This is a genomic window from Paraburkholderia sp. J7 (genome assembly GCF_905220155.1).
GTDB lineage: Bacteria > Pseudomonadota > Gammaproteobacteria > Burkholderiales > Burkholderiaceae > Paraburkholderia.
The window spans coordinates 1-11445 of the sequence record NZ_CAJMYZ010000008.1; the positions used below are offsets into that span (position 1 = coordinate 1).

At 63.2% G+C, this 11445-nt stretch carries 10 protein-coding genes; 4 read left to right on the forward strand and 6 right to left on the reverse strand.

The features are described from left to right. Positions 1–529 precede the first annotated feature (529 nt). A complete protein-coding gene (locus U5A58_RS14685) occupies positions 530–1744 on the forward strand; it encodes a mechanosensitive ion channel family protein (RefSeq protein ID WP_321961947.1) in 1215 nt (404 codons plus the stop codon). A gap of 105 nt (positions 1745–1849) precedes the next feature. Here U5A58_RS14685 and U5A58_RS14690 read toward each other — a convergent pair whose 3' ends face one another. Both U5A58_RS14690 and bktB read right to left on the reverse strand, forming a co-directional pair. Next, positions 1850–2701, reverse strand: coding sequence for a 3-hydroxybutyryl-CoA dehydrogenase (locus tag U5A58_RS14690; RefSeq protein ID WP_321961948.1), 852 nt, complete (start codon positions 2699–2701; stop codon positions 1850–1852). A 37-nt stretch (positions 2702–2738) separates the two neighbouring features. Continuing rightward, positions 2739–3926, reverse strand: coding sequence for a beta-ketothiolase BktB (bktB, locus tag U5A58_RS14695; RefSeq protein WP_321933248.1), 1188 nt, complete (start codon positions 3924–3926; stop codon positions 2739–2741). 371 nt (positions 3927–4297) lie between these two features. Here bktB and U5A58_RS14700 point away from each other — a divergent pair, with 371 nt between their 5' ends. Continuing rightward, positions 4298–4900: a phosphatase PAP2 family protein gene (locus U5A58_RS14700; protein ID WP_321961949.1), complete on the forward strand. Its 603-nt coding sequence runs from the start codon at positions 4298–4300 to the stop codon at positions 4898–4900. Positions 4901–4949: 49 nt separating this feature from the next. Here the strand turns inward: U5A58_RS14700 and U5A58_RS14705 are convergent, their stop codons facing one another. Beyond that, entirely contained in the window at positions 4950–5696 is a 747-nt protein-coding gene (locus U5A58_RS14705) for a carbonic anhydrase family protein (RefSeq protein ID WP_321916446.1), read from the reverse strand. A 331-nt stretch (positions 5697–6027) separates the two neighbouring features. On the opposite strand from U5A58_RS14705, the gene U5A58_RS14710 reads away from it, so the two are divergent. Further along, on the forward strand, positions 6028–7734 hold the full coding sequence (locus tag U5A58_RS14710; RefSeq protein WP_321961950.1) for a site-specific integrase: 1707 nt from the start codon (positions 6028–6030) through the stop codon (positions 7732–7734). Between the two features lie 24 nt (positions 7735–7758). On the opposite strand, the gene bfr is transcribed toward U5A58_RS14710, so the two are convergent. After that, positions 7759–8235, reverse strand: a complete 477-nt coding sequence (gene bfr / locus U5A58_RS14715) for a bacterioferritin (RefSeq protein ID WP_254336224.1) — start codon at positions 8233–8235, stop codon at positions 7759–7761. A gap of 282 nt (positions 8236–8517) precedes the next feature. Here bfr and chrA point away from each other — a divergent pair, with 282 nt between their 5' ends. Beyond that, a complete protein-coding gene (gene chrA, locus U5A58_RS14720) occupies positions 8518–9753 on the forward strand; it encodes a chromate efflux transporter (protein ID WP_321961951.1) in 1236 nt (411 codons plus the stop codon). Positions 9754–9763: 10 nt separating this feature from the next. Here chrA and U5A58_RS14725 read toward each other — a convergent pair whose 3' ends face one another. Both U5A58_RS14725 and U5A58_RS14730 read right to left on the reverse strand, forming a co-directional pair. Then, positions 9764–10387, reverse strand: a complete 624-nt coding sequence (locus U5A58_RS14725) for a DAK2 domain-containing protein (protein WP_321961952.1) — start codon at positions 10385–10387, stop codon at positions 9764–9766. Next, complete coding sequence (locus U5A58_RS14730) at positions 10384–11412, reverse strand: dihydroxyacetone kinase subunit DhaK (protein ID WP_321961953.1); 1029 nt, start codon at positions 11410–11412, stop codon at positions 10384–10386. Before U5A58_RS14730 ends, U5A58_RS14725 begins: the two co-directional genes overlap by 4 nt. Between the last annotated feature and the right edge of the window lie 33 nt (positions 11413–11445).

Here is an 11445-nt window from a genome sequence, read left to right on the forward strand (position 1 = left end):
AGGCCCAAGAACCACTCGTCAAGAGAATCTGGAATATTTATTTCTGGGGCCGCTACACTGATTATTCGACGCGAAGTCGGCGAGTGGTTTCCCTCTACAGAAATAGCGTTGTCGATCTCGTCCCGGTGCAGCCCGCCTGCGCTGATTTCGCAACGCAAGCGCTGCTCGCCAGCCTCCTGCAGCAATCACGAAAAACCCGCGAGCGGAACCGCGAGATGCCGGCATCCGGACGTCGGGATACGAAAGCGCCCTTGTCGGCCGACGCTGCCACAGGTGATGGCGACGGCCTGCCAAGGGGATCCGGGCCATGCCGGTGGATCGTACAAACCATGAAATGTATGATGCCGCTTAGCACGACAAGGCGACGCCACTACATTGACGCTCGGACAACGCGCTAGCCGAGCCAGGCCGCGTACGCACTGGGCACTCCCCGCCGGCAGGCTTCGCGCCGCAGCCGCTGTGTCGTCCTGTATTACCGGTTTGAACGGGGCTTGTCCGCAGAAACGGCTTACCGGCACTGGAGGGATCCATGTTCGACAAGGCGCTACGCATCGAGGGCGGTCCGGACTGGCATCACTTCCACATTTACACCGACAGCACGCTTGTGGCGGTGCTGCTAATCGCAGCCTTGCTGCTCGCGATCCTGCTGGCGAGCGCGATCTGCTACTACGTCACGCGCTCGATCATGCTGATGATCGTTGGCCGCCTTGCGCGCGAGCCGCAGCGCAAGTGGCTGCGCGCAGCCGAGTCCCACAAGGTATTCCATCGGCTCGCGCCGCTGGTGCCCGCCTTGATCCTCTATGTTTGCGCCCCGCTGATCTCGGGACTCACGTTCCCGCTGGTTGCGGCGCTCGGACATCCGTTGGCCGTGCTCGCGGCGTGCTACATGGTGTATACGCTCCTGCGCGCCGCGCTCGCGTTCCTCGAAAGCGTGGGTGAGCGCTACAGTCACTTCCCATCCGCAAGCGAGCGCCCGATCAAAAGCTTTTTGCAGACCGCAACCATCGCGCTCTACGTGATCGCGTTGATCGCGGGGATCTCGGTTTTGCTGGAACGCTCGCCGGCCTACTTCCTCACCGGCCTCAGCGCAATGACGGCGCTTCTGATCATCATTTTCCGCGACTCGCTGCTCGGCTTCGTGGCCAGCATCCAGCTCACCGTCTACGACATGGTGCGGGTGGGAGACTGGATTGAAGTGCCCGGCTTCGTCGCCGATGGCACCGTGATCGACATTGCACTGAACACGATCAAAGTCCAGAACTTCGACAATTCGATCGTCATGCTGCCAAGCTACGTCCTGCTCACCAACAGCGTGAAGAACTGGCGTGGGATGACTGAGTCCGGCGCTCGGCGCGTCAGGCATGCGATACATTTCGATGCCGACACTGTCTGCATTCCAGACGACGCACTGCTCACCCGGCTAGGCAACGACCCTGAAGGGCCACTTGTGCGAGTGGCGCCCGGCCACACCCAGCGCCGCACGAACCTCGGCCTGTACCGCCTCTATCTGGACGCGTATTTTCGCGATCATCCGTCGGTCCGCAAGGACATGCCGATCGTTATCCGGCAGGTGCAGTCGAGCCAGCCCGTCATCGCACTTGAAATATTTCTCTATGTCGACGAGACGCGCTGGGAACCGTACGAAAACCTGCAGTCGGACATGCTCGATCATGCCTACGGGGTCGTGTCGCAGTTCGGCTTGCGCTGCTGGCAGGAGCAGCGCGCGTCACCGCGGCAACTGTAATCTGCCCGACGCGACCTGCCGCTCCTGACCGTGCATTGGAATCCGGCGACACCGGTCATCGGCTGTCTTGATGCCGACCGCGACGCCGATTCCTTCAAAGCTCTCCTAGTCGTAACTGTAAACGCCGCGCCCAGTCTTGCGGCCCAGACGTCCGGCGGACACCAGTTCGCGAAGCAGCGGGCACGCGCGGTATTTCGAATCGCCGAAGTCCTTGTAAAACACGTCCAAGACCGAAAGGACCACGTCGAGCCCGACGAGGTCGGCCAGCGCCAGCGGGCCAATCGGCTGATTCGCGCCAAGACGCATGCCGGTGTCGATATCCTCGGCTGGCGCGACACCTTCGGCTAGCAGGAAAAAAGCCTCGTTGATCATCGGTACGAGAATACGGTTGACCACGAAACCCGGCGAATTGCGCACACTGATTGGCGACTTGCCGAGCCGCAAGGTCAGTTCGCGAACCGCCTCCGCGGCGGCGCTGCCGGTTGCGAGGCCCCCGATGATTTCAACAAGCGGCATCAGCGGCACTGGATTGAAGAAGTGCATGCCGACGAGGCGCGACGGGTCGGCGAGCGCCGCGCCAAGCGTGGTGATCGAGATTGACGACGTATTGGAAGCGAGAATGGCGCCGGGGCGCGCAACCGCTTCGATCTGCTTCAAGATGCGCAACTTCAGATCGAGGCTTTCGGTGGCCGCTTCGATAATGAGGCCTGCAGCGCCGAGCCGCTGATAGTCCGTAGACGTCTCGATGCGCGCAAGCGCGGCGTTGCCCGCCGCTGCGTCCAGCTTGTCTTTCGCTACGAGCCGATCGAGGCTTCCCCTCACCGCGGTGAGGCCTCTGTCGAGCGCCGCGTCGCTAACGTCGACCACGATCACGCGCAGGCCAGCGAGTGCGGCGACCTGCGCGATGCCGGAGCCCATCGTCCCGGCGCCGACGATTCCCAATGTTTCGATTTGCATTGCGTTTTTTTCGCGCGACCGAAGTCGCTTTCAACGATTACTGCAAGTTTTCGAAAATGGCGGCGATACCCTGCCCGCCTCCAATACACATCGTGACGAGCGCATAGCGGCCACCAATGCGCTTGAGTTCGTGCAGCGCCTTCACGGCAATCAGTGCGCCCGTCGCGCCAATGGGATGGCCGAGTGAAATACCCGAACCATTCGGGTTGACCTTTTCAGGATCGAGGCCCAGTTCCTGCGTGACCGCGCACGCCTGAGCGGCGAAGGCCTCGTTCGACTCGATCACGTCCAGGTCCGCGACGGTCAATCCCGCGCGCTGCAACGCAAGACGCGTAGCCGGCACCGGGCCAATGCCCATGTAGAGCGGATCGACGCCTGCGTGCGCGTACGCGACGAGTTTCGCCATCGGCGCGAGGCCGCGCGCCTCGGCCGCTGCGCGCGACATCAGCAGGACGGCTGCGGCCGCGTCGTTGATGCCCGAAGCGTTGCCCGCCGTGACCGTACCGTTCTCTTTCGCAAATACGGGCTTGAGTTTCGCGAAGTCGTCGATCGTTGCATCGTGGCGCAAGTGTTCGTCGGTGTCGAAAACGCTCTCGCGCCCTTTTACCGTGCGCTTGACCGGCACGATCTGGCTGGCGAACCGGCCTTCGGCGATAGCCCGCGCCGCACGGCGGTGCGACTCGAGCGCCAGGTTGTCCTGGTGCTCACGCGTAATGCCATAACGGCCCGCGACATTTTCAGCGGTGACACCCATCGGCACCGTGTGGAACGGATCGTTGAGCGCGCCCAGCATCATGTCGATGAGGCGTGCATCGCCCATCCGTGCGCCGAAGCGCGCCTCGGTCGTGATGTAGGGCGCGCGGCTCATGTTCTCGGCGCCGGCGCCGATCGCTACCTCAGCGTCGCCTAACAAAATGGTTTGCGCCGCGGAAACGATCGCCTGCAAACCCGACCCGCACAGCCGGTTGACGTTGAACGCAGGCGTCGACTCAGGAATGCCGGCGTTGATCGCGGCGACGCGAGACAGGTAGAAGTCCCGCGGCTCTGTGGCGATCACATTGCCGAACACCACGTGCCCCACGTCCTTTGCTTCGACGTGGCTACGCGCGAGCAGTTCGCGCACGACGATTGCACCGAGTTCGGTTGGCGGCACGTCCTTCAGGCTGCCACCGAATTTTCCGATCGCGGTCCGCACACCGCCCACCACCACGACTTCCCTGCTCATATGGATTCCTTAGTGATCTGTTAGCTGCCCGTGAAGCGGCGGCGCAGCGCGTTGCTACGCCTCGCCCCAACCTGTTTTGCAGGTATTCAAGGCACGTCACGCGAATCGTAGCGCCAACGGAAGCTGGGCAGACTGATGAAACCGGCCGACATACTGACAAAACTGGCCATGTCATGCCGTCAACGGCGGCCACGCGATGGACCTCGGGCGCGCCTGTCTGCCAGAGCACTCGTGGAGCGCGTGATTTCGTCAAGACCGATCCGGCACCGGTTAAGGTTTCGTTAAGCGGGCCGTGCGTAGAATCGATTTCGCCAACCGGAACCGCTCTCCAGCGGTGAGACAAGAACGCACGTGCAAGCAAAGGGCATCTTATGGATGCAGTCGAAACATTGAACCGAACCCTCTTTCTCATACTCAATGCCACACCCGCAACGCCGCACTGGCTCGTCGTTTCGGGCATCCTGATTGCCGACTATGCGATCCTGCTTGTTCCCGCCCTGCTGGTGGCACTATGGCTGACGGGCGCAGACGAGCGGCGCGCGTTGGCCGTGCGCGCTTGCCTTGCCGGACTTCTTGCCCTCGGCGTCAACCAGTTGATCGGTCTGACGTGGTACCATCCGCGCCCTTTCGCAAGCGCAACGGGTCATACGTTCCTCGCCCATGCGCCAGATTCTTCGTTTCCTAGCGATCATGTGACGTTGCTGTCCGCCGTTGCGTTCACGTTCCTGTATGGCGGAAAGCGAGGAATCGGCTTGCTTGCCGTGTTCGTCGATATCGCCGTTGCCTGGGCTCGCATATTCGTCGGGGTGCACTGGCCGCTCGACATGATCGGTGCGGCGATCGTTGCGTGGTTGACCTACGTGGTTAGCAGCCCCCTCTGGCGAGTCGGGGGCATGGCACTTACCCGCGCGCTGATCGCGCTCTACAGGAAGGTTCTCGCCGTGCCGATTGAGTTGCGGTGGTTACGGCCGTAGAGAGACGCACTGGCCGCGAGCGCGGCCATCGACACACCCGTTCGAATTCTCACAGGAAGGTTAGCTTGCCGTTCTTGATGTCATACATCGAGCCCGCCATCTTTACGCTCCCTTTGTTTTCCAGATCGGACAGAATCTGGCTTCCGCTGCGGATTGCGGCTATCGCGCCCTGAACATTCGATCGCGCGACGGCGTCGACAAACGCTTCGTTTTTACTGGTTCGTTCTCCAGAATATTGTGTTGCTGTGATCGCCGGCTGGATCTTCTGGAGCAAACCCGTCAAATTTCCTAGCTGAACGTTATCGATTGCCCCCTTTATCGCTCCGCATGCGGTGTGCCCCATCACCAGAATCACCTTTGCGCCGGCGACGGCACAAGCGAACTCCATACTCCCAAGTATGTCCTGGTTTGCGATGTTTCCCGCGATCCTGGCATTGAAGGTGTCGCCGATTCCCATATCCAGAATGATCTCGGCTGGCGCGCGCGAGTCGATGCAACTGAGGACGATCGCAGCAGGATACTGCCCGGCCGCGCTCGCTCGTTTCTGCGCGAGAAAATCCTGTTTTTTCATCTTGCCGGTGCGAAACCGCTCGTTGCCGGCCTTCATCATTTCGATGATTTGATCTGGAGTCAGCGCGTTGCGCTGCGATTCGGACAGCGCCGCCGCCTGCACATCGCCCGCGGCGAACTGGGCACCTGCAACGAGCGTAGCCACACTGATGCCGGCCTTGATCCACTTGCGCCTGCCGCCATCCTCCGGGTCGTCCGGGACATCAATCGCCGTGTTTGCAGACATTGGAAATCTCCTTCATTTGCGGGGCTCGAGCCGTGGCTCGGGGAGAAGTCTGGGCCGATGTTCGCTAACAGCCTGAAATCAGCACGTAGGCAATGTGAAGACGGCTGGTCAGCAGTATAGGCGGCACGTGAAATCGTGATAGTTGGCTGCGCCTGCGCCGGGAGGGTTGCGCTTCCTTCCAGCGCCCGATTTCAGCGGCCGCGAAACGCCCCCCGTAATCGACGTCGGCCCGGAACACCCCCCGTTTTCCGTGAAAAATTGCCATGGTTTGCAGCTATAAAGATAATCCTTCTTATCATAAGGTACTAATTTTTACGCTAAACTACGAGACATGAAAACGCGCCACACGCCCTTGCCAGCCCCCGCTCCCAGCGCACCGCCCGGATTCCCCGACGCCGACGAACTCGCCATGCTGCGCGCGTGGTACGCGGGCCTCGCCGTGCGCCCGGCTGTAGAGCGCTATTTGCCCTCGGCACTCGGCGACGGAAAATCGGCACGTGGCGTGCTCGGGCGCATCCGGCGCAGGCTGGTCGCCATCGCGCGTGCAGCGCATCGCGACGATCTGGTGGCGCTGTTCGAGCATCCGGCTGAAGAACGCGAGCGCCACGCCAAGGCTGTCGCGCAGGCAATCGACAGCCTGCGCACCGCCCGCCCCCCCGAACCCCAGATCGCCGACGACATCGCACAGTGGTTCGCCCCGCGCGCCGTGCGGGTGCTGTACGCGCACGGCATTACCACGCTCGCCGACCTTACCGTGCGCATTCCGCGCCGCCGCCAGTGGTGGAAGGCCGTGCCAGGACTCGGCATGGCGAGCGCCCGCGCAATCGAAGCGTTCTTTGCGGCGTGGCCCTCACTCACGGAAAAGGCGCGCGCGCTCATCGTGGCGAGCCAGCGCGGCGACATCGCGCCATGGGAAGCCCTGAAGCTGCCGCACGAAGTCGATGGCTCCGAAGGCGCGTTCCGTGCGCCACGCGCGACCTGCACGCTGGACGCCTCGAACGACTATGAAGCCGTGCAGACCTGGCTTGCGTTGCATGAATCGCCCGCCACGCAGCGCACCTACAAGAAGGAAGCCGAACGTCTGATCCTCTGGGCGATCGTCGAGCGCGGCCGCGCGCTCTCTTCGCTCACGACCGAAGACGCCATCGCCTACCGCGCGTTCCTGCGGCATCCCTCACCGCGCGGCCGCTGGGTCGGCCCCGTGCGTGCGCGCACCTCGCCAGACTGGCGGCCGTTCAACGGCAGCCTCTCGGCGCGCTCGGTCGCGCATGCGCTGTCGATTCTTGGCGCGCTGTTCCGCTGGCTCATCGAGCAGCGCTACGTGCTCGCCAATCCGTTTTCCGGCGTGAAAGTGCGCGGCGCGAGCGGCGCGCAGGTTCTCGACACCTCGCACGCATTCAGCGAAGGGGAATGGGCGCTCACGCGCACGATCGCAGACGGCCTGGAGTGGTCATACGGCTGGTCGGCGCCGGCGGCGCAGCGGCTGCGCTTCCTGCTGGATTTCGGTTATGCGACCGGCCTGCGCGCAAGCGAGCTGGTTGGGGCCACGCTCGGCCACGTCGAGACGGATGCGCGCGGCGATCACTGGCTGCGCGTAACAGGCAAGGGGAAAAAGCTCGCGCGCGTCGCCTTGCCGCCGCTCGCCTGGGATGCGCTCGCGCGCTATCTGGCCGAACGTGACCTGCCGGTCGTGCCCCAGCGCTGGAATCCGGCCACGCCGGTCATAGGCAGTCTCGAGGCCGACAGCGACGCCACGATCAGTAGCGCGCGCTTGTGGGGCGTGCTTCGGCGTTTCTTCGTGCTGGCCGCAAAAGCCATCGAGGCCGATCACGCGCCGCTCGCGGACAAACTGCGACGCGCGAGTCCGCACTGGATGCGCCACACGCATGCGACGCACGCGCTCGGGCGCGGCGCGGAACTCACCACGGTGCGCGACAACCTGCGGCACGCTTCTGTCTCGACCACCTCGATCTATCTGCACAGCGACGAGGTCAAGCGTGCACGGCAAATCGCAGACGCATTCGCCAAGCCAAAGTAAGCACGATCCACGCAAGCTTGCGTATCAGCTGACCGACCCCATTGCCGACTGTTGATAGTTTTCAAGGCCGATCTTGTCGATCAACCCAAGCTGGATTTCGAGCCAGTCGATGTGGTCCTCCGTGTCGTCCAGGATCTCGACGAAAATCTCTCTCGACACGAAATCCCGCACAGATTCGCAGTACGCAACGGCTTCCTTGCACTGTGCCTGCGCGGTGCGTTCGAGCTTGAGGTCGCACTCGAGCACCTCGCGTACGTCCTCGCCAATCAAAAGTTTGCTAAGGTCCTGCAGATTAGGCAGGCCGTCGAGCATGAGAATGCGCTCGATCAGTTTGTCGGCATGCTTCATTTCCTCGATCGACTCGTCGTATTCGTGTTTGCCGAGTCCTGCGAGGCCCCAATGGCCGTACAGCCGCGCGTGCAGAAAATACTGATTAATCGCCGTCAGCTCGTTCTTGAGTTCCGCATTGAGATATTCGATAACTTTTGGATCTGCTTGCATGACTCCCTCCTGGGTGCTGCGCCGCTGCCGCGTCGACACAATTAGAACGAGCATAGACATTCGGCGCGCGCGACGCACGAACGAGAGTGTCAATGAGAAGGATTCCGCGTTTTATCGGCCCGATTTAAGCAGAGGAATGACGTTTTGAACCTCTTCCTCAATCGGAGATCATGTTTGCGAACAACGGGATCAGCGCGGGACTTTCTCGGCGCGGCCTGGTCGCTGTCGGCACGATCGGCGGCGGCATCGAATACTATTCGTATTCCTTATAAATAAATTGCCATGGAAACAGGGATGTCGACGTCACAGCCGGCCCGTGCGGGATCCGCGTTTGAAGTCCTGCGAGTCTTTCTGAAACTCGGCCTGACGTCCTTTGGCGGCCCCATCGCCCATATCGGCTATTTTCGCCGCGAGTTCGTCGAGCGGCGGCGTTGGCTCGACGACGAAACCTTCACGGATCTGGTCGGCCTCTGCCAATTTCTCCCGGGTCCAGCCAGTAGCCAGACCGGATTCTCCATCGGTCTGCTGCGCGCCGGCTGGCTCGGCGGCCTCGCAGCCTGGTGCGGCTTCACGTTGCCATCCGCCGCGCTGCTGATCGCCTTTGCCATCGTGGCGCCCGAACTCGGTGGCCCTGCGGGAAGCGGGCTCATTCATGGCCTGAAACTCGTTGCCGTTGCCGTCGTCGCGCAAGCCGTCTGGGACATGGCGCGGCGCTTATGCCCCGACTACCGCCGCGCCGGCATTGCACTCGTTGCGCTCGTGCTTCTCGCTGTGATGACGACGGCCTATGCGCAATTGATCGTTATCGTGCTTGGCGCGGTGCTCGGCATCGTGCTGTGCCGGTCCACGCCTTCGGGAGCCGTCGTCGGCACGCGTGGGCATACGCAGGAATTTCATGTTTCGCGTACCACAGGTCTGTTCGCGCTTGCCCTCTTTTGCGCGCTGCTTTTCGGGCTTCCGGCGCTTGCCGCATTCGACACGACTCACACCATCCGCGTGTTCGACGCCTTCTACCGCTCGGGCGCTCTCGTCTTCGGCGGCGGTCACGTCGTACTGCCGCTGCTGCAGCGTGAGACCGTAGCGACCGGCTGGGTATCGCCTACCGATTTTCTTGCTGGCTACGGCGCTGCCCAGGCTGTGCCTGGTCCGCTTTTCACGTTTGCCGCTTTCCTTGGATGGATCATGAGCGGCCCATCCACTCACGCGCTGGGTGCGGCGGTGGCCCTGGCAGGCATCTTTCTGCCAGGCCTGCTTCTCGTGCTCGCCGCGCTGCCATACTGGCTAGCGCTGCGCGCCCACCCGTCGATGGCGGCCATGCTTGCGGGCGTCAACGCAGCCGTGGTCGGCCTGCTTGCCATGGCGCTCTACTCGCCCGTCTGGACGAGCGCCGTCCAGACGCGAATCGACTTTGCGATCGCGGCCATCGGCTTCTTGTTGCTCACACGCTGGAAAGCGCCGCCACTCGCTGTCGTGGTGCTTTCAGCAGTGGCTGGCGTCGCTGAAATGCTGTTGCGGTAAGCGGCAAACCTCAACCTCGCCAGGCTTGAAGAAACCTGAGCCACGCGGTCGCGCCAGGATCGGCGTGACCGATACTGCGTTCCTGCACCCACGCCGCGCGCCCCTTCTTCGACTGCAACGCGGCAGTCGCACGAACCTGTCGATCAGCCGTGTCGATCATCGCGTCGAGGAGCGCACGCTCGCCAACACTGCCTGATTCAAACGCTTCAAGCGTATCGAGGCTCGGGACGAGTGCGTCGAGCAACGTCTTGTCGCCAAGCTGCGATTTGCCCCGCTCGGCAATGCGCGCGGCCACCGCGCGCCCCATGGCGAGCGCTTCGGCCCTGCCCGCCTCCTGCCGGCCCACCACGGTCTTCGCAGCCGCGAGCAGCCCGCCGCCTACGAGCGCGCCGAACGTCGACGGGTTCGCCGTGGAGAACGCCTTGCCCACGGCGATCAGCACGTCGCCGAGCGCGGCGTCGGGGGGCAGCTTCGCGATGGCATCGGCCGCCGCGAGCGAGCCCGCCTTCACGGTCACGCCCAGGTCGCCGTCGCCGAGCGCAGCGTCGAGTTCGCGCAATTCTTCCGCGCTCGCGGGCATTTCGTTCAACGCACCAATGAGGCGCGCCTTGATTTCGCTTACCGAAAGAGTCATCGCGGACCTCGCTCGTCAACGCGCCATCCTTCGCGCCAGAACGGCGAACGCACCGGTGCGTCGAGCAGCGTGTCGAGTTCTTCGTCGAGTTGCATCACGGAGATCGAGGCGCCCGCCATTTCGAGGCTCGTCACGTACTCGCCCACGTAAGCGCGCGCCACGCGCAGCCCTGCTGCAGCAACGGCCTGTTCGGCACGCCGATACAGCAGATACAGTTCTTCGAGCGGCGTCGCACCGAGTCCGTTGACGAGCAGCGCCACGCTCGCGCCCGCCTCGGCCCGCAGGTCGCCCAGGATCGCCCCCGCAAGCCGCTCGGCTATGGCATCTGCGCTCTCGAGCTTGCCGCGGTGCGTGCCCGGCTCGCCATGAATGCCGATGCCTATCTCCATCTCGCCATCGGGCAGCGTGAAGGTGGGCTTGCCTGCTGCCGGCAGGATCGTGGGCGAGAGGCCCACGCCCATGCTGCGCGTTGCGCCATTCGCCTTCGCTGCAATGCGCGCGACTTCGTCGAGCGTGTCGCCGCGTTCGGCCGCCGCGCCCGCGCACTTGAAACCGAACACCATACCCGCCACGCCGCGGCGGTCCGAAGCCCGCTCGGGCGGCGCGGAAGCCACGTCGTCGGCTACGAGCACAGTGCGGGTCTCGATGCCGTCTGCGTCTGCAAGATCCGCGGCGAGATCGAAGTTGAAGACGTCGCCACCGTAGTTGCCGTATAGATAGAGCACGCCGGCGCCGCCGTGAACGGCCTTGGTGGCTTCGTAGATCTGCTCCGACGATGGCGAGGAAAACACGTTGCCCACGGCCACACCGCTTGCGAGCCCCTTGCCTACGTAGCCCAGAAAAGCCGGCAGGTGTCCGGACCCGCCCCCCGTTACAATCCCGACCTTGCCGGCGTTCGGCGCGTCGGCGCGCACGAGCGCGCGCCGGTCTGCGGTGAGCGGCTTGAGCCACCCCGGATGGGCGAGCAGCAAGGCGTCGATCATCTCGTCGACAAAATGATCAGGATGATTAATGATCTTTTTCACGTGTCGCGTCTCCTGTATGGATGGCCTTCGCAC